At 31.0% G+C, this 24,793-nt stretch carries 20 protein-coding genes; 11 read left to right on the forward strand and 9 right to left on the reverse strand.

Annotation, left to right across the window (positions count from 1 at the left end; genetic code table 11):
* Window positions 1-26: 26 nt before the first annotated feature.
* Window positions 27-1,082 carry an endonuclease/exonuclease/phosphatase family protein gene (locus tag WG945_RS08750; protein WP_068447084.1) on the forward strand — a complete coding sequence of 352 codons (1,056 nt, stop codon included), beginning with the start codon at window positions 27-29 and terminating at the stop codon, window positions 1,080-1,082.
* A gap of 486 nt (window positions 1,083-1,568) precedes the next feature.
* Here WG945_RS08750 and WG945_RS08755 read toward each other — a convergent pair whose 3' ends face one another.
* From WG945_RS08755 to WG945_RS08780, 6 genes are all read right to left on the reverse strand, one after another.
* A complete protein-coding gene (locus WG945_RS08755; protein ID WP_068447086.1) occupies window positions 1,569-3,092 on the reverse strand; it encodes an Rne/Rng family ribonuclease in 1,524 nt (507 codons plus the stop codon).
* A 293-nt stretch (window positions 3,093-3,385) separates the two neighbouring features.
* Window positions 3,386-3,676, reverse strand: a complete 291-nt coding sequence (locus WG945_RS08760; RefSeq protein WP_036824254.1) for an HU family DNA-binding protein — start codon at window positions 3,674-3,676, stop codon at window positions 3,386-3,388.
* A gap of 170 nt (window positions 3,677-3,846) precedes the next feature.
* Window positions 3,847-5,070 carry a DUF4302 domain-containing protein gene (locus WG945_RS08765; protein WP_082864126.1) on the reverse strand — a complete coding sequence of 408 codons (1,224 nt, stop codon included), beginning with the start codon at window positions 5,068-5,070 and terminating at the stop codon, window positions 3,847-3,849.
* Window positions 5,071-5,078: 8 nt separating this feature from the next.
* Window positions 5,079-5,954 carry a zinc-binding metallopeptidase gene (locus WG945_RS08770; RefSeq protein WP_068447090.1) on the reverse strand — a complete coding sequence of 292 codons (876 nt, stop codon included), beginning with the start codon at window positions 5,952-5,954 and terminating at the stop codon, window positions 5,079-5,081.
* A gap of 27 nt (window positions 5,955-5,981) precedes the next feature.
* Complete coding sequence (locus WG945_RS08775; RefSeq protein ID WP_068447092.1) at window positions 5,982-7,535, reverse strand: RagB/SusD family nutrient uptake outer membrane protein; 1,554 nt, start codon at window positions 7,533-7,535, stop codon at window positions 5,982-5,984.
* Window positions 7,536-7,554: 19 nt separating this feature from the next.
* Entirely contained in the window at window positions 7,555-10,875 is a 3,321-nt protein-coding gene (locus WG945_RS08780; protein WP_068447093.1) for a SusC/RagA family TonB-linked outer membrane protein, read from the reverse strand.
* Window positions 10,876-11,025: 150 nt separating this feature from the next.
* On the opposite strand from WG945_RS08780, the gene mutY reads away from it, so the two are divergent.
* The 7 genes from mutY to WG945_RS08815 all read left to right on the forward strand — a co-directional run bounded on the left by mutY (window position 11,026) and on the right by WG945_RS08815 (window position 19,565).
* Window positions 11,026-12,069 carry an A/G-specific adenine glycosylase gene (gene mutY / locus WG945_RS08785; protein WP_068447095.1) on the forward strand — a complete coding sequence of 348 codons (1,044 nt, stop codon included), beginning with the start codon at window positions 11,026-11,028 and terminating at the stop codon, window positions 12,067-12,069.
* A 174-nt stretch (window positions 12,070-12,243) separates the two neighbouring features.
* Window positions 12,244-12,687, forward strand: a complete 444-nt coding sequence (locus tag WG945_RS08790; RefSeq protein WP_068447097.1) for a single-stranded DNA-binding protein — start codon at window positions 12,244-12,246, stop codon at window positions 12,685-12,687.
* 19 nt (window positions 12,688-12,706) lie between these two features.
* The gene (locus WG945_RS08795; protein ID WP_068447099.1) at window positions 12,707-14,035 is read left to right on the forward strand and encodes a gliding motility-associated protein GldE; all 1,329 of its coding nucleotides are present in this window, start codon (window positions 12,707-12,709) and stop codon (window positions 14,033-14,035) included.
* Window positions 14,028-14,579: a gliding motility lipoprotein GldD gene (gene gldD, locus WG945_RS08800; protein ID WP_068447101.1), complete on the forward strand. Its 552-nt coding sequence runs from the start codon at window positions 14,028-14,030 to the stop codon at window positions 14,577-14,579. Before WG945_RS08795 ends, gldD begins: the two co-directional genes overlap by 8 nt.
* Before the next feature lie 39 nt (window positions 14,580-14,618).
* Window positions 14,619-15,473, forward strand: a complete 855-nt coding sequence (locus WG945_RS08805; RefSeq protein ID WP_068447103.1) for a DMT family transporter — start codon at window positions 14,619-14,621, stop codon at window positions 15,471-15,473.
* A gap of 303 nt (window positions 15,474-15,776) precedes the next feature.
* On the forward strand, window positions 15,777-18,194 hold the full coding sequence (locus tag WG945_RS08810) for a TonB-dependent receptor (protein ID WP_068447105.1): 2,418 nt from the start codon (window positions 15,777-15,779) through the stop codon (window positions 18,192-18,194).
* 12 nt (window positions 18,195-18,206) lie between these two features.
* Window positions 18,207-19,565: a hypothetical protein gene (locus WG945_RS08815; protein ID WP_068447107.1), complete on the forward strand. Its 1,359-nt coding sequence runs from the start codon at window positions 18,207-18,209 to the stop codon at window positions 19,563-19,565.
* Window positions 19,566-19,779: 214 nt separating this feature from the next.
* Here WG945_RS08815 and WG945_RS08820 read toward each other — a convergent pair whose 3' ends face one another.
* Together WG945_RS08820 and dprA are read right to left on the reverse strand one after the other, a co-directional pair.
* Window positions 19,780-20,847, reverse strand: a complete 1,068-nt coding sequence (locus WG945_RS08820; RefSeq protein ID WP_068447205.1) for a hypothetical protein — start codon at window positions 20,845-20,847, stop codon at window positions 19,780-19,782.
* 20 nt (window positions 20,848-20,867) lie between these two features.
* Window positions 20,868-21,968, reverse strand: coding sequence for a DNA-processing protein DprA (dprA, locus tag WG945_RS08825; protein WP_068447110.1), 1,101 nt, complete (start codon window positions 21,966-21,968; stop codon window positions 20,868-20,870).
* Window positions 21,969-22,064: 96 nt separating this feature from the next.
* Between dprA and WG945_RS08830 the strand changes: the two genes are divergently transcribed.
* The 3 genes from WG945_RS08830 to WG945_RS08840 all read left to right on the forward strand — a co-directional run bounded on the left by WG945_RS08830 (window position 22,065) and on the right by WG945_RS08840 (window position 24,073).
* A complete protein-coding gene (locus WG945_RS08830) occupies window positions 22,065-22,976 on the forward strand; it encodes an SPOR domain-containing protein (protein ID WP_068447112.1) in 912 nt (303 codons plus the stop codon).
* 75 nt (window positions 22,977-23,051) lie between these two features.
* On the forward strand, window positions 23,052-23,561 hold the full coding sequence (locus tag WG945_RS08835) for an acyl-CoA thioesterase (protein ID WP_068447114.1): 510 nt from the start codon (window positions 23,052-23,054) through the stop codon (window positions 23,559-23,561).
* An 11-nt stretch (window positions 23,562-23,572) separates the two neighbouring features.
* Entirely contained in the window at window positions 23,573-24,073 is a 501-nt protein-coding gene (locus tag WG945_RS08840; protein ID WP_068447116.1) for a mechanosensitive ion channel domain-containing protein, read from the forward strand.
* 120 nt (window positions 24,074-24,193) lie between these two features.
* On the opposite strand, the gene WG945_RS08845 is transcribed toward WG945_RS08840, so the two are convergent.
* Window positions 24,194-24,754, reverse strand: coding sequence for a type 1 glutamine amidotransferase domain-containing protein (locus tag WG945_RS08845; RefSeq protein ID WP_068447118.1), 561 nt, complete (start codon window positions 24,752-24,754; stop codon window positions 24,194-24,196).
* Between the last annotated feature and the right edge of the window lie 39 nt (window positions 24,755-24,793).

Below are 24,793 nucleotides of genomic sequence, written 5' to 3' on the forward strand. Positions count from 1 at the left end.
TTTTGTTGGATACTAAAAACACTAAAATGAGTAAAAAAATATTTTTTATTTTTATTTTTTCGCTAACAATTACGGTTTGTAATTCTCAGAAAAACGGAAAAAAATATAATATTAGAACCGTTGCTTTTTACAATTTAGAAAACTTATTTGACACAATTAATGATGTAAATAAGAATGACGAAGCAAGTCCGATAATGGAGTTAAAATCGAACAGATCTAAGGTTTATTGGGATAAAATTGAAAAACTAAGCAGTACGATTGCTCAAATTGGTGCAGACAAAACAAATACAAGTCCTGCTATTATTGGTGTTTCTGAAGTAGAAAATTTAAGTGTTTTAGAAGACTTAATACACTCTAAACACTTAATAAAAAATGATTACGGAATTATACATTACAATTCTCCTGATAAAAGAGGGATAGACGTTGCATTTTTATATCAGAAAAAATACTTTAACCCGATACATCACGAGGCATTTAATCCGAAAATATTTAAGGACAATTATCCCGTTTACACTAGAGATCAGTTATTAGTTTCTGGTTATTTAGATGATGAGTTGATACATATTATTGTAAATCATTGGCCTTCTAGAAGAGGTGGTGAAGCTGCAAGCAGACCTAATAGAGAAAAAGCTGCTTACCAGAATACTAAAATTATAGAACAAGTTAGAAAACAAGATACCAATGCTAAGATTTTAATTATGGGAGATTTTAATGATGACCCTAATAACTCTAGCTTTAAAAATGTTCTAAAAACTAAAAGCAGAAAAAAAGAGGTAACTGAAGGAGACTTATACAATCCTTATGAAGACATGTTTCGTAGAGGTTTTAACACCTTAAAATATAGAGATAAAATAAATTTATTTGATATGATTTTCTTTACGTCTCCGTTATTAGATAAAGGCGAAAAAGATTTTTCTACCTATAAAATGTTTAAAGCAATGATTTTTAACAAGCGCTTTTTAACAACAAAAAAGGGTAAATATAAAGGATATCCTTTTAGAAGTTTTTCTGGCGGAAATTACACCGGTGGTTATTCTGACCATTATCCTGTTTATTTGTATTTGATTAAAGAAGCGAAATAGTCTTAATAATTATACCGTTTTTCTTTGCGTTCAATTTGTCTTTTCAGATCTTTTAGTGAGAAATTTTATAAAGTTTGGTAATTGTTGTGGTATTACTGTTATGAGATTTCTCAATACTTCGAAATGACAATTGGGGTGGTTTATTTTGCGTTCAGTTTTATGAGATTTCTCTTAGTATCGAAATGAGAATTGTATTGGTTTACTGCTGCGTTATCATCGTTATGAGACTTTTTATTCCTTTTGAAGTTACTATATTTTTTTTTTAATAACTATTCTATCTATTTCTCTATACGCGTTAAGGATAGAGTAATTGTTTGAGCTCTTTTTTATTCTTTTTCTGAATAAAAAAAGCGAGTGCGAAAGCCTGACCCTTGTGGTAACGCCCAAAACAATTACAAAAACCTTATAAAACACAAAACCCCGCAACTTAAATGTTGCGGGGTTTTTTGATAAAAAATTATTGCCTTTATAATATAATACTTAAGACTATTTAGTTTTAAATTTATAATATAAGTATGTGTAAGCGTCACGAGGTATAATTGTAATCCACTTTTTGTGTTTTAAATACCATTTAAAACGTATAGAATTGACTCCTTTTGTTAGATAAGATGCAATAAAAGGGTGTACATTTAACTGTATTTTCCCTCCTTTAGAGGTTGACATAAATTTCTCTAAATCTGCTTCTATTTTGTCTAACAAAACAATAGGTGCTTCTACTTCTCCATTTTTGTTTGGGTTGGCTTCGGTAGTTTTTATACTTAACTCTGGTCTTACCCTTTGTCTTGTAATTTGTACCAATCCAAATTTACTTGGAGGTAATATTTTGTGCTTTGTTCTATCTAAAGCCATTTGATCTTTTAGATGCTGAAACAGTTTATTTCTGTTTTCTGCTTTGTGCATATCAATAAAATCTACAACTATAATTCCTCCCATATCACGCAGTTGTAACTGTCGTGCTATTTCGGTAGCTGAAATTAGATTTACTTCTAATGCAGTATCTTCTTGAGAACCAGCTTTATTAGAACGATTTCCGCTATTTACATCAATAACATGTAATGCTTCTGTGTGCTCTATAACTAAATAGGCACCTTTACTCATAGAAACTGTTTTTCCAAACGATGTTTTAATTTGCCTTTCTATTCCGTATTTTTCAAAAATAGGAGTTTCAGATCTGTGTAATTTTACAATTTTTTCCTTTTCAGGATAAATTTCTTGTAAATACTCTTTTATTTCTTCTTTCAAAGTTTCATCATTTGTTACAATACTAGTAAAAGAATCATTCATTACATCTCTTAAAATAGATGATGCTCTGTTTAACTCGCTTAAAATTTTTGTTGGTGTGTTTGTATTTGGTATACTTTTACACATTCTTACCCAACGTTCTAATGAGTTTTGCAAATCTTTATCTAGTTCTGCTACTTTTTTGCCTTCGGCAACAGTTCTTAAAATAACACCAAACCCTTTTGGTTTAATGCTTTTTGCTAATCTTTTTAAACGTTCTTTTTCTTTTGGGTCTGCTATTTTTTGAGAAACAGAAACTCGGTTAGAAAAAGGAACTAAAACCAAATATCTACCTGCTATAGACAACTCAGAACTTAATCGTGGTCCTTTTGTAGAAATTGGTTCTTTTACTATTTGTACTAACAGGTTTTGCCCTGTTTTTAGTACTTGGTTAATACTACCGTCTTTGTTAATGTCTTCCTCTTTTTGGAAGCTCTTTAAAGTGAATTCTTTATACTTACCTGTGCTTACTTTCTTAATGAACGAATTTAATGAGTTTACTTGCGCACCTAAATCATGATAATGTAAAAACCCATCTTTTGGGTATCCTACATTTACAAAGGCTGCATTTAAACCAGTTAAAACTTTTCCTATTTTGGCTAAAAATATATCGCCAACCGAGAATTTGTTATCACTAGTTTCATTATTTAATTCAATAAGTTTTCCATCTCTTAATAAGGCAAAATCAATATCAGATGAATTTGAACGAATTATTAATTCTGTTTTCATGCTGAAATGGTTTTAACTCTACACATAATTGTGCAGATGGGATTAATATTGTCAGGTATTTTGTAATACCGTGTGAGATTGTATAATCTCTTATGTCAATGAACTTTTTTGTTTTTCGCTTACAATAAACGAAAAAGTAAGCGGATGCTTACTTTTTCTTCTTGTGTCTATTTGCTCTTGCTCTTTTCTTTCTCTTGTGTGTAGAGATCTTAGCTCTTTTTCTTTTTTTACCGCTTGGCATAATGTTTAGAATTTTTAAACCCGTTAAGATTTAGATTAATATTGTGTGTTTGTTACTTTACTACTACTTTACTTTTCACTCCTTCAGTAAAAGTTTTTGCCGGTTTAAAGGCTGGAATATTGTGTGCTGGAATCTTAATTGTAGTATTCTTAGAAATATTTCTACCAGTCTTTTCTGCTCTTGTTTTGATAATAAAACTACCAAAACCTCTCAAATAAACGTTGTCGCCATTTTCTAATGCATCTTTCACTTCAGTCATGAATGCTTCTACAGTTGCTAATACATCTGTTTTTTCGATTCCTGATTTATCTGAAATTTTTGATACTATATCTGCTTTCGTCATGTCTCTATATTTACTATATTTTTATTAATTTACTTTCAAAAATGCGGATGCAAATATATGATAATTAATCAACTCTAAGCATTTTAAAGTAAAAAAAGTAAAAGTTATTAAGCGAAAAAAAATCTAAGATTAAAATCTTAGATTTTTTCGCTTATTTAGTATTTATACTATTATAATTTGATTACAAACCAAAAATCTGCATCAGCATTACTTACATACTTAACCTCTGTTGGGTTATCCTCAGAATTCAATTCTGTCGTATAAGGTGACCCACCTATGATTAAATCAAGTAAGGGTTCTAACTGAGTATAAAAAGTCCAGTTAAGACCTGGCTCTACTTTAGACATCGCTATTTGATTTGAACCTCCATAAACAGGAGAAAAAGATATAATATATTGTGCAGAATAATTACCTGAACGAAATAATATAGCTTGCTCTGTTAATCCACCGATAGTTGTATTTCCAATTAATATTTTTGTAGATAAAATCTCTCCCCAAGTAGCATAATTGACATTATAAACATCAACGAAAGAATTATAAAAACTTGTAGAAACATTATTAGCATCAGTAACATCTTCTATAAACCAATCTTGTGCCATATCTACAGGAAATGTAGCTAACTCAATTATTGTACTACCATCTAAAGAAACTAATTGATCTGCTTCTGTATCTAGAGTAAAATCACTAACTTCATTACCGTTAATAATGGTTGTTTCATAAAGTTTAATACCATTATCCGTATAAATAAAAGCTACATCTAAATCTTCTGACGGAAGAACAACATGTCTACCACTTAAACTAATAGGACTTACAGTACCATCTATATTTATAAAACCAGATGCAGCTGATAAATAATCATTAATCCCTGTAACTTTCGTTAAATATTCCTCTGGAGTTTCGGTAAGCTTTATCATTTTCATAATGTTTCCAAACTTTTTCCCTTTCATAGTAATAGTATCTTCTGTACTAGATAATAAGAAAAATTCGTAGTCACCTTCAAACCCATCAGCATTCGTTGAACTTGGATTAGCAAAGAAGTGCGTAAGCCAATTATATGTATTAAGAGTTAAAACAGGTCCTCCTGAAGCAATAACATTATACATATTAGATTGAGGATCATCAAAACCTAATTCCATTACTACATTTGCTGTTAAATCTTCATTAAACTTCATAACAAAATTATAACCTCCGTAAGATTGATCCACTCCAACATAGTATTCAACAACCCAACCGTTTTCTGAAGAAATTAACAATTCTTTGTACTCACTAATTGCATTTTGTATTCTCTCAGAGCTAGACTCTTCAAACACCATTTCTTCAGTATTATCAATACAAGAAGTTGCCATTACAATTAACAGCAAAAAAGCGAATGATTTTTTTATATATTTTTTCATGTGTCTTTTTAGTTTATATTATCTAAATCTTGTGAAGATAAATTAGCATATCTGTTTTGTATCTCGTCTCTCAACTCATCCATATCAATACCCCAGCTATTTTTTAAATATGCTTTAATTATTGCTATCTTTTGATTAATTAACGGACCTCCTACATCACCAGCTTGGTCAATTGTTGCTGCCCAATCAGCCTCCGTAGACAATACATAATGAGATATCAATTCAACAAAATCGTCACTAACCTGATTACTAGAATAATCACTAATAAAACCAGCTTCTAAAGACTCATTATCACCCCATGCAGTACTCCATTCATCACCAATATAACCTGCCCCTACAATTTGCGTAAAATCTGCTGAGAAAGGTATGTTTTGGTGTAAAACATGGCCGAACTCATGATGTATGGTATTAAAGTAATAGTTATTTAATTGCTCTGGACTCGTTTCATCTAATTCATTAACTCCATACAATGAAACCTTTAAACCTCCTTCTGCAGTTCCTAAAAGAATTGTTCCATTATCGTTGTACCCAAAAGAACCTACAAAAACTAACATTTTAGGAAATGTTTTCTCTAAAAAACCTGCTGGTGCAACTGCACTATAAGCATCTAAGCATAAGTATTTAATTAAATTTGCTAACTTAATTGATTTCTCATATTCTGCTGGTACTAAAGTATAATTAAAGTTAGATTCTATATCAGGTAATTTATATAATACTTCAATATTATATGGAGTTACAAATTCTCTCTTTAAAAACTTATCAAATTGATTTTCATATCCAAAATCTGTGCTAATAGAACTCTTATCTGGGTTTGGTATGTCATTCTCCTCACAACTACTAAAAGTAATTGCTAAAATGAATGCTAAATATTTTATTTTTTTCATGATTGTCATAATTATATAATTAATACTCTATCTAGGGTTAGGAGTTAAACCTGCAGAAATAACATCTTGAGGTAATTGAACTGCTTTTCTAGGATCATCTGCCGTAAGTACATCTACAACGATAGGCCCTGTTTCTGTGTATTGATATCTTGGTATAACCATACCATATCTTTTGTTATCAAACCATCTTAAACCATCGTGCATTGTAAGTATTCTTCTTAACTGAAGTGTATAATGCAACATGTTTTCTTGTGTACCTGCCTCTATTGTAAATTTAGGACTTAGCACCTTTTTCTGAGTAGCATTATCTTCTGTAGAATACGCCACACCATTGTAAAAAGTATTTACTTCTGCAATGTCTGTATCTGGACTAAATTGATTGTAATTTCTAGTAAATGTATTTAAATCTTCTAAAGCTGCACTGTAATCTTTTAACATTACGTTTGCTTCTGCTCTTACGATTAAAGTTTCATCACCAGTAAAAGGACTTTTAATTGTTTTACTGTACCCAATACCTGCAACAGGATCTGTGTACTCAAACAAATATGGCATTTTCATAAACAATGTTTTGTTTAAGTTTGCTGCATTGTACACAAAAGGTCTGTAATATGGGTATAAACCAGCATTACTCGCCCATGGCAAAGCAACACCAAGAGACTCTCTAGCAGAAAGCTGACTTGTGTGATTAAAACGAGAACCCGTATAATATGCCCCAAAATGCACTCCTGAAATAGAAGTATACGCTTGTGTTAACAAGTTACTTGTATCTTCATAAAAAGCAGTAGACGCAGGTAATTGACTTCTAACAACCAGACTTTGAGCCTCCCAGTTTCTTAATATACTAGTAGGGTTTGCCGTTAAAACTACAGTTGCATACTCTTTTGCTTTTGCCCAGTTTTCATAGTATAAATTAAACCTTGCTGCAAATGCATAAGATGCCTTTACATTAAAATGGTATTTAGGCACATCATAAATATCATCTCTAATAAGTGGTAAAGCTGCTTCTAGGTCTTCATTTATTTTTTCATACACATATGCAACAGTTCCTCTATCATATTGAGGGTTTAATGTTGTTTCTGCCGTTTCTAAATAAGGTATCCCTAAATCTGTATTACTTGTTTGTGTATTATAATGTTTACTAAACATATTTACCAACACAAAGTGTGCATAAGCTCTAGCTATTAAAGCCTCTCCTTTTTCTGCTGATAAAGAATTATCACCAAGAGCTTCAATACCTGCTAATGCTTGATTTGCGTTTGCAATAGCTCCATAACAACCTTCCCAAATAGAAGTAGGACTATCGTTATCTGTTTCCGTAATATCTTCCCAAAACACAATCTGCTCTGAAAACCTATCAGAATAAGGGTTCTCCGCCCCTATATCGTCTACATTATCAGAAGATAATTCTGCTACTAAACCATACGTATTTGATGGATATGCAGATACTAGTATCTTTCTAACCTTTTCAGCCGTATCTACTTCTGTTCTATTATCTGGGGTTTCATCTAAAAAATCATCACAAGACACCACAAAAAGAGAAAAAAGAAATATTACAAATAATATTTTTTTATTATTTTTCATTTTTTATATATTTTATATTTTATAAACCTAATTTTAATGTAAAAGTAAATTGCTTAGCCAATGGGCTTGCAACACCACCAGAGTTAAAAAATTCTGGATCTTGTCCGTTTAATTTATCATCTGAATACAGCAAAAATAAATTGGTTGCTTGTAATTTTATTGAGAAGCTATTAAGGCTTAATTTTTCTACAAGTTCACTAGGAAATTGATATGCTAAAGACACCTGCTTAAGTCTTATAAAATCTCCTTTTGCAATTCTTTCTGTAGAATAATTATAGGCATTATAAGCGGTTCTTAAATCATAAAAACCATAATCATTTTGTTGTCTTGTAGTAGCAATTACAGGTATATTTGTTGTGTTTTCATCTCCCGGTAACACCCATCTGTTTTCAAACTCTCTTGGCAATGCCGTAAGATCTGAATAAGAAGAACTAAATACAGGGTTTAACCTTACCACATTACCGAATGAAAATGTTGTAAATACATTAAACGTTAAATTTTTATATTTAAAAATATTTCCAAAACTACCAACATCTGTTGGATCTGTAGAACCAGAATATTCTAAGAAATCTAACTTATCTCTTTCTTGAAAGTAAATATCGCTAACAGATTCATTACCATCTTGATCTTGAAATGTAGGTATACCTTCTTCATTTAATCCTGCAAAAGGAATAGAAAAAATAGAATTTACAGAATAACCTTCTCTTGCAAAACCGTAACCTGTAACTAAATCAATTACTCTTTGTTGCGTATCTAACTTTGTTACTTTGTTACTTGTTTTAGAATACACAAAATCTGTTTGCCAAGAAAAATCTTCTGTTTTAATTGGTGTTGCAGAGATAGAAAATTCTAATCCATCAGATTTCATTTCAGCTACGTTACCATACTTTGTTACCTCTCCACCAATACCTTGTGTATTAATTCTACCAATTAAGTCAAAATTATCTCTAGTATACCAATCGAAACCAATATTTATACGATTCTCAAGAAAACCAGCATCCATACCAATATTAAATTCATGTTTTTTCTCATACGTTAATTCACTATTTTCTAAAGAGCTAACATACAAAGCACTTTCTTTAACACCAGAAGAAGGTCTCCAAGGATTAAAACTTCTAATATCTGCCAATGAGTTAGATACATAATCTGGACCTCTATCTGCTGTTAAACTATAAGAAGCTCTAAAAGTAAGTCTATCTAAGACACCTAAGTGTTCAAAGAAATCTTCTTCATGTACATTCCACGCACCAGACACATTCCATGTTGGCAACCATCTAGATGCAGTAGATTTCCCTAATTTATTAGACCCTTCATAACGCAATGTACCGTTAAGAGTGTAACGTCTTTTCCAAGAATAGGTTGCATTACCAAAAAATGCTAAATTTCTATATCTAGTATTACCTAAACCATAGTATAAATTATTTTCTTCAACTCCTTTTTTAAATAATTCATACCCATAAAAAGGTACTTCTCCTAAAGAGTATTGTAATCCCCAACCTGTAAAGTTCGATGTTTTTCTATCTGCAGAATTAAGCTCTGCTCCTGCGTAAAAGTTTACAGTATGATCTTCTTTAATAATATCTTTATAAGAAAAAGTAGATCTAAAATCATACCCTAACATACTATAATCTGTACGTCTGTAAATACCTCCTTCTGGCAACACACTAATTGGCACAGCATATTGATCATCTGGATCTGTATATAAAAACGGATTTGCATCTCTAATAATTTCATTACCCATTGCTCTAAATGCATTTGCTTGGTTAGAGAATTCTGTAGAATTATGTTCTAAAGATGTAGATTGATATTTTAAAGCTCCTAAAAAACTAACATTTGTTTTTTCGCTAAGTTTATATTTTAACTCTGCCTGAAACTTTAAGTCTACAACGTTAATATCAATATAATTTTCTTCTAATTCTTTAACGATATTAAAATCTGAATAATTTCTTGTATAAAACTTATCTGGATCTAAAGCTCTAGAAGAATTAAGCGCAAATGAATACGGGTTAATATCAAAATCTCTTTTTACAGTTCCTGTAACCACATCCGTATCTTGAGACAACGTTCCTGGTGCTTTCTGATTTCTAAAAGACGCAGTACTTATTGTATTAAATGATAATCTATCATTTACTTTAAATAAAGATTTATAATTTGCAGTATAACGATTTACATTACTAGACTTCGTCCACCCCGGATCTATTAATGCGCTAATAGAACCATAGTAAGTTGCTCTATCTGTACCAGAAGACATGTTAACAGAATGACTTTGCATTGCGTTTACATTAAATAACTCGTTAAACCAGTTTGTATTTCTTAATTCTGCTTGTCTTAAAAAACCTGCTTTAGCTTCTGGCGTATTTGCAAGCACAAAATTACCGTTGCTATCTAATTGGTTTAATGATTGGTACATTTCTCCATAAACACCACTTTCACTTGCATTTGCAACAGTACTATAATTTAACCATCCACCTGTACGCATTTCTTCGTAAACAGACATTTGTTCTTGAGAGTTCATAATGTTAAAATCATTATAAGAAGGTCTCATTCTAAAAGTAGTTTCAGTTGTATAGTTTATACTACTTACACCAGCCTTACCTTTTTTAGTTGTAATTACAATTACACCAGCCATTGCTCTTGCGCCATAAATAGAAGTAGCAGAACCATCTTTTAAGACCTCAAAAGACTCAATATCATCTGCATTTAAACCTGCAATAGAAGAACTAATTAATGTTGTAGCATCTCCAGAAGCTAAATCTCCAGAAGAGATATCAATAGCATCCTCTAAGATAATACCATCTACAACCCATAATGGTTTAGAATTACCATAAATAGAAGTAGCACCACGAATTCTAATTCTTGGTGCAGCACCAAAAGTACCAGAAACGTTTTGTACTGTTACACCAGCTGCCCTTCCTTCTAGTGCTCTACTAATTTCTGGAACACCATCTAACTTCACATCAGAAGCTTTAATTGATGTAGAAGCTCCCGTAAACAAACGTTTATCAGTTGTTGTAATACCAGTAATTACAACCTCATCTAAACTTTGAGAATCTTCTTCAAGTACCGCATTTACGATACTTCCAGTTCCAACCTTTTTCTCTAAGGTTTTCATTCCAAGATATCTAAACACTAAGATATCTCCTGTTTTTGCAGAAATAGAGAATTTACCATCAAAATCGGACTCTGTTCCTTTGTTTGTGCTTTTTACAAGAACCGAAACTCCCGGCAAAACACCTGTTTTATCAGAAATAGTTCCTGATACAATTTTACTCTGTGCAAAAGTGACCTGCACTACAAACACCCAAAAGAGCGTTAAAATAAAGTTAGTTTTTAATTTCATTTATAATTTGTTTGAATTAATTAGCGTAAACCTCTTAATTTTATGTTAACAAAACAAGATAAAAGCTAATTTTAACATTTACCCACTTTTACTAATAATTCACTAAAATTTAAAACGTTTGTTATATTATTGCAAACCTATTTCTAAGCAATGATTTTTTCTAATACATTAATTTACTGGTACTTACAAAACAATAGAGAATTGCCATGGCGCAAAACTAAAAACCCATATTTTATTTGGTTGTCAGAAATCATGTTACAACAAACAAGAGTTGCGCAAGGTTTGTCTTATTATCAAAAATTTACAACAGATTTTCCAACTGTTTTTAACCTCGCTAATGCGGATGAAAGTACCGTTTTAAAAATGTGGCAAGGTCTCGGTTATTATTCAAGAGCAAGAAACCTACATTTTTCTGCAAAACAAATTGCGAACGAACTTAATGGCGAATTCCCTTCTACATATAAAGAGATTATAAAATTAAAAGGAATTGGAGATTACACCGCCTCTGCAATTGCGTCTATTTGCTTTAACGAACCCACTGCAGTTTTAGATGGTAACGTTTACAGAGTGCTTTCTCGTTATTATGGTATAGACACACCTATTAACTCATCTGCAGGAATTAAAGAGTTTAAAACACTAGCACAGTCTTTAATTGACGAAACGCAACCTGGAACCTACAACCAAGCTATAATGGATTTTGGTGCACTGCACTGCAAACCTCAAAATCCACTTTGCGAAACTTGTCCTTTTTCTGATAGTTGTGTTGCCTTCGAAAAAAAGCTAACCAAAGAATTACCCGTTAAAGAGAAAAAAATAAAAGTTAGAAAAAGATATTTTAATTTTTTGGTGATAAAAACAGATAACGACACCACGATCTTATCGGAAAGAAAAGGAAAAGGAATCTGGCAAGGTCTCTACCAGTTTCCATTAATAGAAAGTAATAAAGTCATTAATAAGGATGAATTAATTTTATCAGAAGAATTTATCAATCTGTTCCCTTTAGAAACTACAATTTCACTTTTTAACCCAAAAGAGATTGTACATAAATTATCACATCAACATTTATATACCCAATTTTGGATTGTAGAAACAGCAAATTCTGCCGAAACAACTATAAAATGGAGTGAAATTGAAAAGTACCCAGTTCCTATTTTAATTGCAAATTTTTTAGAAGCTTTTCAAGCTGAAAAGTAATTGATATTTTTAGTACTTTTGGGGTACAGTTATTAATGAGATTAAGTTTGTCTACTCGAGCAGTACTAAAATTAAAATAATTCGTTATTTTTATTGAAAGTAGAAACGTAGTTTCATGAAAATTTAAAACCGATAGGTCTTGACTGTAAAAGACCTAACAACAAAAAAAAAGCTATGGCAGCAGGAACAATAAACAAAGTAATTTTAATTGGTAACCTAGGTGATGATATTAAAATGCACTATTTTGATGATCAAAACTGTGTTGGTAGATTTCCAATAGCAACTAGCGAAAGCTACACAAATAAACAAAGCGGAGAAAAAGTTACTTCTACCGATTGGCATAATATTGTTGTAAGAAACGGATTGGCTAAAGTTTGTGAAAAATACTTATCTAAAGGAGACAAAGTATATGTTGAAGGAAAATTAAAAAACCGACAATGGGAACAAGATGGAGTTAAACGTTATTCTACAGAAATTCATGTAAATGAAATGACCATGCTTTCTACTAAGAAAAACACAGATAGCTCAACCCCAATAGCTCCACAACAAGATCAAAAACCTTCTGCACCAGCACCAAAAACGGTAACTCCAGAAGAAGATGATGATTTACCATTTTAATTAATTTAACCTATAACAATTGGACCCAGATCCCGAAATATTATACTTATTATTTGCCTCAATAGATTTTGTAACTTCGTTTAACGCAATTTTTCTAATTGCCTTATTAGTAAGTTCCGCATTAGTTTCTGGAGCAGAAGTTGCTTTCTTTTCACTTTCACAAACCGATTTAAACGAACTTTCTAACAACGGAAAAGACCAAAATATAGTCGTTAGCTTATTAGAAAGACCTAGAAAATTATTAGCTACAATTTTAATAACCAACAATTTTATAAATATTTTAATTGTATTATTATTTGCTTCATTGGCAGAAACCCTTTTTGGCGGTTTTGACTTTAAACTAGAAATCTTTTCATTTTTAATTCCTACTCGATTTTTATTAGAAATTGTTCTTGTAACCTTTTTAATACTTTTATTCGGAGAAGTTTTACCAAAGGTTTACGCCTCTAGAAATGCACTTAGCTTTTCTAAAACAATGTCTAAGTTTATACACGTTATAAACATATTTCTAACACCTTTTAGTTTACCCTTAATTACGTTAACAAAGTGGATTGAAAAAAAATTAGGAAGCAAAAACTCTAATTTTTCAGTAGAAACACTATCACAAGCACTAGAACTAACTTCTGAAGGAGCAACTACAAAGGATGAGCAAAAAATTTTGGAAGGAATTGTAAATTTCGGAAATACAGAAACGGTACAAATTATGGTACCTCGTATAGATATATTTGCGCTTTCCGACACAGAATCTTACGAAGAAGTTTTAGCTAAAATTTTAAAAAATGGCTATTCTAGAAATCCTGTTTATAAAGATAACATAGATAATATTATTGGTGTTTTATACGCAAAAGACTTATTAGCACATTTAAATAAAACCACCTTTAAGTGGCAAGAATTACTAAGAGAAACTTTTTTTGTGCCAGAAAACAAAAAGTTAGATGATTTATTAGCAGATTTTAGAGAAAAGAAAAACCATTTAGCAATTGTTGTTGATGAGTATGGAGGAACAAGCGGTTTATTAACACTAGAAGATGTAATAGAAGAGATTGTTGGCGATATAAATGATGAATTTGATGATGAAGATTTGCACTATTCTAAAATAGACGCTAACAATTATATTTTTGAAGGTAAGACAAGTATTAAAGATTTCTGCAAGGTTTTAGATGATGAGGATGAAGATATATTTGAAGAAGAAAAAGGAGAAAGCGAAACCTTAGCTGGTTTTATTTTAGAGGTTTCTGGTAAATTCCCTAAAAAAGGAGAGAAAATAAACTTTAAGAATTATACGTTTACCATAGAAGCGTTAGATCAAAAACGTATAAAACAAGTTAAAGCTACACGAAATGCGTAATATTTTTCTATTAATTTTTGCAATTATTTTTCTATCCTGTAAAGATGATGTACTACCAAAACCAAAAGGATATTTAAGTTTAACATACCCTACAAAAGCTTATAAAAAATTAGATTTAGAAAGACCTTATTCTTTTGATGTTTTAGAAAACACAAAAGTTTATGATGACCCTAACAATTGGCTTACCATAAAATACCCTAAATTAAAGGCATCTATAGATATTACTTACAGACCTGTAGAAAACAATATTAAAGAACTACTAGCAGAAGCAGAAAAACTAGTTTTTAAACACACCATAAAGGCAGAACAAATCATTCCAAAAGACTTTGTAAATCCAAAAAAAAGAGTTTTTGGTAGCATCTATGAAATAACTGGTAATGCAGCCTCTCAAATTCAATTCCATTTAACAGACAGTACAAATAACTTTATTAAAGGATCTTTGTATTTTTACACAAAACCAAACTACGATTCCATTTTACCAGCTGTAAATTATATTAAAAAGGACATTTTACACTTAGTAGAAACTTTAGAATGGAAAAAGTAAATCTTTAAGCTCTTTTATTAAATCTCCTAGAAAATATAGATGAAAAATACACATGCAAAAAATTTATCCTTCTTAATTTTAGCAACACTTTTTATAAGTACCTCTGGTGTTTTAGGTAAATATATTGCTTTACCTGCAGAAGTAATTATTCTATGTAGAGCTAGTTTTGCTGCCGTTTTAGTTTATATTTTCTGTAGAATCCAAAAAATAGATTTAAAAATAAAATTTAAAAAAGATTATTTTTCTTTTGCAGTGAATGGTTTTTTCTTGGGAGCTCATTGGGTTACCTATTTTTATGCCTTAAAACTTTCTAACGTTGCTTTAGGTATGTTATCTTTATACACTTTCCCTGTAATGGCTGCACTTTTAGAACCGTTTTTCTCCAAACAAAAACTAAATAAAGTACATGTTTTTTTAGGAGTCCTTGTATTAATTGGTGTGTATATTTTAGTACCAGATTTCTCCATAGAAAACGATGAAGTAAAAGGTATCTTATTAGGTATTTTATCTGCACTTTGTTACGCTTTAAGAAATTTAACTACCAAAAAACACGTAACAAACTATAATGGGAGTACAATTATGTTGTACCAATTAATTATTGTGACTATTTTATTAATCCCCGTTTTATTTTTTAGTGATATCTCTAACTTTCAAAGTCAATTGCCTTTATTATTATTGGTTGCCTTATTAACCACAGCTATTGGCCACACAATGATGATTCACTCCTTAAAACACTTCTCTGTTGCAACTGCAAGTATAATAAGTAGTGTACAACCTATTTTTGGTATTATAATCGCCTATTTTTTTGTACACGAAATCCCTAGTATTAATACCATCATTGGCGGAAGCTTAATTTTATTAACAGTGGTTATTGAAAGCATAAGAAGTAAATAATAAAGTTACGAAGCCTCTTATTACAACACATCAAATTACTCCATCCTTCTATAGTTACCTCCTCTAAAAAAGAAATAAAATCCTTTTTTAGAGGGGAATTACCCCTACACAACAGCAAGTCCAAAATCTCGCTATATAGAATCATTAAAAATAACATGCCATTTTTTAATTATTAACATTATTAACGTCTAAAAATTAACACATCTATCTTAAAAGTAGCTTAAAAAAAATAATTCATTAAAACAGTTAAGTTTATTTAGACTGATTACAAATAGACTTATATTTGTCAAAAAAATAAAACGAATGCCATCTTTTTTTAAAACATTAATACTGCTACTTATATCTTATACTACTTTTGGTCAAGAAGGAGATTTTTATGGAAAGGTAAAAACGGATGACAATGAACTTGCTATAGATGTTTTTGTAGTTATAAAAGGAGATCACTTTTACAAAGAAACTGTTACAGATTTTAATGGAGAATTCTATATAAAATCGGTTCCTTATGGAACTCATAACATCCAATTCCATTCTTTAAATTCAAAACCTAAAACCATTACAGTACAACTTAATTCTAAAAAGAAGGAAGTAAATGTATTCTTAGAAAGCATAAAAAATCAATTAGACGAGGTTCGTATCACAACAAAAACAGAAGAAACTAAAAAAGAAACAAAAGGTTTTGCTGTAAATGTTATAAAAACTGCAGAGGCAAGTCTTAGAAATATTCAAACAAACGAATTATTAAACGCTACTGCTGGCGTAAAAATCCGTCAAAATGGTGGTTTAGGTTCAGATGTTAGTTATAGTTTAAACGGATTATCAGGTAACGCTGTTAGAATTTTCATAGACGGAATTCCTAGTTCTATGTATGGTTCTTCATACAATTTAAACAGCATTCCTCCATCAATGATTAAAAATATTGAGGTTTATAAAGGAGTAGTTCCTGGGCACTTATCAGACGATGCTTTGGGTGGAGCTATTAATATTGTGCTACATAATGACGCAAGAACAAATCTAAATGCATCTATTTCTTACGGATCATTTAACACAATACAAGCTAATGTTAATGGACTATATCGTTATAAAGAATCTGGGTTTACTGTAAAATCTGCTATTTTTCATAATTATTCTGATAATGATTACAAAGTATCTGGAAGAAGTGTTGTAGATACAGGTTTAGGAGGTGTGCAAACACCAATTACAGCAAGAAGGTTTAATGATGCTTACAAATCTACAGGCGGAATGTTTCAAGCTGGTTATACCGATGTAAAATGGGCAGATCAATTTTTAGTTGGTTTTAATGCATCTAAAGATTACAAAGAAGTGCAACATGGTGCGTTTATGACTATTATACCATACAAAGACAGGTTCTTAGAATCGGATGCCTTATTAGCAAATATGATTTATAAAAAGAAAAATCTTTTTGTAAAAGGACTAGATGTAAACATAAACGGATTGTATGGTGAAAGAAACCGTGCTGTTAACGACACGCTTGCTGCTGCTTATAGCTGGACAGGAGAAAGAGCTATCGATTTTAGAGGTAATGAATACGATTATACTTGGGGCTCTCAACAAGAAGGAGGTCCTACTTTAGCTAAAATTAAAAGAAAAGTAGCTTCTATTAGATCGGGTATCTCTTATACAATTAATGACCAACATACAGTTTTAGCAAACCATGTCTACAGTGGAGTTGACAGAGAAGATAGCGATGTTTTAGTTTCTGTTTTAGAAAACACTTTTAAAGGTACTAGAAATATTGATAAAAATATTTATTCTTTAACTTATGAATTTACAGCGCTTCAAAATCGATTAAGAACTAGTGTCTTCGGAAAACATTATCAACAAAAAACAACAAGTGTTGATCCTAAAATTATAACAGATTCAAACGGAACAAAAACTATCGTTGATGAAGTTATAAGTAGTAATAATGAGAAGGATGGATACGGATTTGCAGCTTCGTATGCTATTTCTCCAAAAGTTACATTATTAGCTTCTGCAGAAAAAGCCGTTCGCTTACCAGATGAAACAGAAGTATTTGGTAATGATGGAGATAATGTAGTAGCAAACCCAACAATTAAACCAGAACAATCTAACAACTATAACTTAGGTTTTAGATTTGGAACATTTAACATAAAAAATCACGACTTTACGATTTCTACAAATGTATTTACAAGAAATATAAAAGACAGAATTGGCCTACCTATTGAAACCTCTTTTAATATTGATAATGAATTAATCGTTTATGTAAATCAAGGGAGCGGAACTTCTAAAGGGATAGATGCTCAATTAAACTACACATATAACCGAAATTTCGGATTCAACTTTAATGTATCTCGTTTCGATTTAAAGATTATAAATACGGGTACAGAAATAGACGTACCAAACACACCTTTTTTTACAATGAACGGTAGTTTACGTTATTCTTTTAAAGATTTAATTCAAAAAGAGTCTAGATTAAACCTATTCTACTCTATGTACTTTACAGATGAGTTCTCATACTTAGTACCACAAGGATCTAATACTGTTGGTAATAACTTTTTTGATGTACCTAAACAATTTGCTCAAGATTTAGGTATTAGCTACTCATTTCCAAACAAGAAACTTGTTGCTAGTTTTGATATTAAAAACATATTTGACAAACCTGTATATGACAATTTATCTGTACAAAAACCAGGAAGAGCTTTTTACATAAAACTTAATTACACAATCAATAAATTTAACTAAATAAAATTAATAATGAAACGATTTATTTTAAACCACAAAGCATTAGCCTTTATATTATCATTAGGTTTATTTACCGCATGTAGCGAGGATGTAAATGATGACCCAATTGTTACTCCAGAACCAGATGCAACAAGATGGATTACCATTGCAGGCGCTAAAATGGGAGATGCACCAGGAGACGGAAATGGAGGAACTTTAATTTACTCTGTATCTAGTGAAGATGCTAAAGACCCAACTGTATCTATTGATCCTTTTGAAAATGGATTTATAGCACCTTCTAACAGAACCGCTAGATTACAAGCTTCTGAAGATGGAAAGACAATTTTTAACATTAGCTACGCAGGAGACACTGGTGGTAACTATACAAAATATACTGTAGAAGGAGGACAAAACTTTATACCTACAGGTACTGAGGTAAGTATTGCTCCTTATGTAGGAACTGCACCAAGATGGATAAAATTATTTGATGGAGACAAAACAGGATCTGCAGTATACGTATCTACAGAACACCAAGTTGATGATAACGGAACACCAGATGATGCAACAGACGATGTTTATACACATACAGAAGCTAAAATAGGTGTAGTTACTTTAGATTTAGAAAACTCTTTAATAAAAGAGTTTGAAGAGCATATTGTGCCTTTAAGCGCAGCAGAAGAAGCTGCTGGTTATTATTTCTCTAGAATTGATATGCCTACTTTAAACGCAGCAGGAGATAAATTATATATCGGTACACGTTTAAGCAAAGTAGATCCTTCTACTGTAGAAAGAGAGAGCGATTATGAAATTTTAGGATCTAAAACAATTATTTTAGATTACCCTTCTTTATTAAACCCAACAGTAATTACTTCTACTGTAGGACATGGTAATACAAACGGATACCGTAGCATTAACGCTTTTGAGTATAACGGAAGTGTTTACCAAGCAAACCAAAGTGATCCAGAAGGTTCTCATATTTTAAAAATTGGAGCTGATAACGAATATGATAATTCTTATGACTTTAATTTAGACGATGCTTTAGGTATAGAAGGTGCTTACGTTCTTGCTTGGAGACCAGCTGCAAACGGAAAAGCGGTATTAGCTTATAGACATGATGGTTCTGCAGACGGTTTAGCAGGAGCTCAAGGATTTTTTGCTCTAGTTGATTTAAATGCTAAAACAGCTGTAAAAATTGATGCTATTCCTTATGATCCAGATTTTTACTTATTCCAATACCAAGGTTTTGCTGTTGACGGAAATGAAATCTATTTAACGCAAGCGCCTGTAGGACAAAATGGAAACATTTATGTTATTAACACTGATACTGGTGCAGTTACTAAAGGTGCTGAATTAGTAAACGCAACAGGAAGCCACTTTATTGGAGCTTGGTAATATATTACTAAAACAATACAAGTTAAAAAGCGTCGTAAAAATATTTTTACGACGCTTTTTTATTTTACAAACCTTCTTTTTATGTTGATGCCTGAAACTGTTTTAAGTAAAAACGCTAACAAACAAGTTTAGCCCTGATTGAACGGTCTGTTTGAGCTCTTTTTTATTCCTTTTTAGGATAAAAAAAGCGAGTAGTGAAAGCAGGAAACAGCTTCTAAAACAGCTCTTTATTACTAATATCTAAATAATTACGTTTTACAAAAGATAAAATAGTATCTAAAACTTCTCCCATATTAGTACACTCTTTAAACTTTACATCTCCCACATATTTCATTAATTGATTTTTTAATAACGCTACGTTTTTAGGATAAGAAATAGTATCATTTTTCATACAGTTAATAAGAAATTCCGTTCTTCTTGGTGCAGTAATCATCCGTTTTGCCATAAAAGAGCGCTCTTCTATTTTGTATTGTTCAATAGAGCTATTTTCTAATTTCTTACTCACCATTTCCACCATTTTGAAGTTCTCCTTCATAAATTGTAGGTTGTAAACTTTTAAATTCCCTTCAAAAGATTGTTGATCGAAATCTATGGCTCTAATTTTATAAATGATGCTAAAAAAATCGTGTGTTGGCGTAACTACATAATTGTAAGAACGCATATCACCCAACAAACGTACTAAACATCGTTCTTTAAACTTCACAAACTCTTTTGCTATTTGCGATTTTTCTGATTCTGTACATTTTGGCAAGAAGTTCTTGATAAAATCATCTCCAGGAATCCCTACAATATGTTCTTCTATTAGCGTGTCTTTATGCACCAAAAAATTGATGTTGTGAGGAGATAATATATGTTCTAACTCCAAACCATAGACACGAGAAGCGTCTGCTTTTTTTACATAGAAATACGTAAAATTATCGTTTAAAATATTTCTTACTTTTATTCTAAACGGTTTAGAATTACCAAACGTACAGTAATCTATAGCGTCTACATTTAAAAATGGTAAGGTTGCATCACTTCCATCAGAAAGCAACATCATGTATATTTTTTTTAAGCTATTGTCTATCTCTATTCGGTCCCATTCAGAATAATAAGTACGTATCCAAAGTGTGTCTTCATCATTATTATCATACACAGTTACAGAGCCTTGAAAACGCAATAAATCATCATAAAAAATTGGAATTTTCACATTCCTTTTGTATTTTTTCAAATAATCACTCAACATATCATTGATAGGAAATGTTGGTTTTTTCTTAGACATTAATTTTCTTTCTACCTTCATAGTTTCAAAAATAAGCATTATTAAGTAAGTTCGAACATCTTTCCTGGCAAAGGTTTTGTAACACCTTTTAATTCCATTTGCAATAAAATAGATGATAACTGATAAATTGGAATATTACATTCTAAAGAAATAACGTCTAATAATTGTTGTCCTTTATCATGTAATAAATCATGAATTTTCTGCTCGTTCTCGTTTAATTCTACAAATAATTGTTTTTGAATTGTTTTCGCCTTTTCTTGAACATCCCAATTGAGCATTTTTACAATATCCGTGGCAGAACTTAGCAAATACGCCCTGTTATTTTTAATTAGATTATTACACCCTCGGCTATACAAATCTGTAGTTCTACCAGGAACAGCAAACACATCTTTATTATAAGAGTTGGCAATATCTGCTGTAACTAAAGAACCTCCTTTAGAGGCAGATTCTATAATAATTGTTGCCTTAGAAATACCTGCAACAATTCTATTCCGTTTTAAAAAGTTTTCTCTTAAAGGATCTTCTTCACTCCAAAACTCAGTTAAAAAACCACCATTTTCATTTACTTGATTGATATATTTTTTATGAACCTTCGGATAAATTTGCTCAAAACCATGTGCTAAAACAGCAATGGTTTGCAAGTTGTATTCTATAGCTGCTTTATGTGCACAAATATCTACACCATATGCAAAACCACTTACAATTATAGGGTTATAGGTAGCAATTTCTTTTATCAATTGATTGCAAAAATCGCGTCCATAAGAGCTAATATTTCGTGTACCAACAATAGAAATAATTCTAGGATTAGAAAAGTCTAATTTTCCGTCTTTGAACAATAATATTGGGCTATCAATACAATGTTGAAGGTTTTTAGGATAATCATCATCTAAAAAATAAGAATAAGAAATATTATTATCTTGAATATATTTTAACTCCTGTTGGGCCAATTTAATATTTTTTGCATCAAACAAATGCTTTAAAACATGACTGCCTATTCCATTAATTTTTGATAGTATAGCTGTCTTTTCTTTAAACACTTGCTCTACATCTCCCACATTTACAATGAGTTTTTTGGCCAAAATATCGCCAATTGCTTTGCACCTTTGTAATCTTAAGACCGCTAATAATTTTTCTTCTTTCAATTTGATAACAATTTGAATACCAATATATAAAATATTTGTTGATAAAATTGTTAAGAAATTGTTTTACAAAACGCCTTAATTTCTATATTTGTTACAATGAATTTAGCTACATACATAAACGATTTACTGTACAGATACGATTGCGTAATTGTACCTGATTTTGGAGGATTTGTAACCAATAGAATTGGTGCAAAAGCCAATAATTTTACACATACTTTTACTCCACCTACTAAGCAGGTTACTTTTAATAGTTTGTTAAAACACAATGATGGTTTATTAGCTAACTATATTGCTTCTGCAGAAAACATTTCTTTTGAAAAAGCATCTACTGCTATTTCATTATCTGTTATTAAATGGCAAAATGAATTACAATCTAGAACGGTACAAATTGATCGTTTAGGTGTTTTGACTTTAAATGAAGAAAAACAAATTATTTTTGAACCGAATACTGCTGTTAACTACTTAACGGAATCTTTTGGTTTAGACACTGTAACATCTTCTGCTATTTCTAGGTTTAAGGAAGAAGTAAAACCTTTAAACCCTACTCCTACAAAAGCAACGCACAAAGGGATACCTACATTTATAAAATATGCCGCTACTGCAGCAATTTTACTAACTTTAGGTTTTGCTGGCTATAATGGTTATGAAAATAATCTACAAAAAGAAAACTTAGCGAATCAAGAAAAAGCTATTCAGAAAAAAATACAATCTGCTACTTTTGTAATCTCTAATCCTTTACCAACTATTGATTTAAAGGTTGTTAAAGAAGTAGCGAAGCCATTTCATATTGTTGCCGGAGCTTTTCAATTTGCAGAAAATGCAGAAAAGAGAGTAGAAGAATTAAAAGCAAAAGGATTTGATGCTAAGATAATTGGCGTTAACAAATGGGGACTTACGCAGGTTACTTTTAACAGTTACGCTAGCCGAAATGAAGCTACTAACAACCTTTATAGAATTCAGAAAACAGTATCTAAAGATGCCTGGTTACTTGTTGAAAAGATAGATTAATTCTACTTTTCTTTAACAATTTTAAAGCTCTTTTTTTAATAAGCGATTACTATCTTTGCAAAAAAACATTTTTTGATGGAAGTAAAAACGCCGAAAGAATCTTTAACAATACTTACCGATTTAGTTTTACCTGGTGAAACCAATTATTTAGATAACCTTTTTGGAGGCGAATTACTTGCCAGAATGGACAGAGCTTGCAGTATTGCTGCTAGAAGACACTCTAGAAGAATTGTGGTTACAGCATCTGTAAACCATGTTGCCTTTAGCAAAGCAATTCCTGTTGGTAGTGTAGTTACTATAGAAGCAAAGGTTTCTAGAGCATTTAACTCTTCTATGGAAACCTATGTAGATGTTTGGACAGAAGACAGACAATCTGGGTCTAGAACAAAAGTAAACGAAGGTATTTATACTTTTGTTGCCGTAGATGAAACAGGAAAACCTGTTGCTATTCCTCAAATTAGACCAGAAACAGATCTAGAATTAACACGCTTTGAAGGGGCCTTAAGACGTAAAGAATTAAGTTTAGTTTTAGCAGGAAAGCTAAAACCTGGAGACGCAACTGCCTTAAAAGCAGTATTTAGTTAAATATTATCATTATGGAATTTTACAATTATAAAATTATATCATCAATAGCAATACTTATTGCTGCTTTTTTAATTCGCTTTGTAATTACGAATTCTCTAAAGAAAATTCAACTAAAATTTGGGTTTCAAAAAGCTAGAATTATTTTAACGAATAAAATAATTTCTGTGCTTATTTACATTACTATAATTGTATTTGTATCTTTTATTTGGGGTGTAGACGAGAAACAATTACTTGTTTATGTTTCTTCTTTTTTAACCATTTTAGGAATTGCCTTTTTTGCACAATGGTCTATACTTTCTAATATTACCGCAGGCTTAATTTTATTTATAAATTACCCTGTAAAAATTGGAGATACCATTACTATTTTAGAAAAAGACAATAATATTACAGGAGAAATTAGAGATATTGGCGCTTTTTTTATCACTTTAAGAACACCAGAAAAAGAATTGATAACAATCCCTAATGCTGTTATTCTTCAGAAAAACATTAAATATTCTCCTCAACCAGAGTAGATTTTATTTAATCTTTCTAGTAAATATTCTTGTTTAGATTAAAATAATTAAATATTATAAAAAAAAGAAGCGCAAATCTAAATTTGCGCTTCTTTTTTTATTTATAGTAATAAGATAAAATTAAGCCATTTGGCCTTTGTGTTTACCTTCATATACTTCTTCCACTAACTTAGCATTAAATGCAGGTAAATCATCAGGATATCTACTTGTAACTAGTCCTTTATCTACAACTACCTCTTCATCAATCCAATTTGCACCAGCATTTATAAGATCTGTTTTAATTGAGCTATATGAAGTTATATTTCTCCCTTTTAATACATCTGCTTCCGCTAATAACCAAGGTCCATGGCAAATAGCACCAACAGGTTTATGATGCTCAAAGAAGGATTTTACAAAACCAACTGCGTCTTTATTATTACGTAATAAGTCTGGATTTATAACTCCACCAGGCAACATCAATGCATTATAGTTTTCTTGAGATACGTCCTTTAAAGTTTTATCTACTTTATACGTTTTTCCCCAATTACCTTCATTCCATGATTTTATTTCTCCAGATTCTAAAGACACAATGTGCACATCTGCACCAGCGGCTTCTAAAGCTTTCTTAGGTTCTCTTAATTCACTTTCCTCAAATCCATTAGTTGCTAATATTGCAACGGTTTTTCTTTTTAAGTTTTCCATTTTAATAAAATTTTAATTAATATAAAAAATTTGTAAATT

The sequence above is a fragment of the Polaribacter atrinae genome (assembly GCF_038023995.1).
Lineage (GTDB): Bacteria > Bacteroidota > Bacteroidia > Flavobacteriales > Flavobacteriaceae > Polaribacter > Polaribacter atrinae.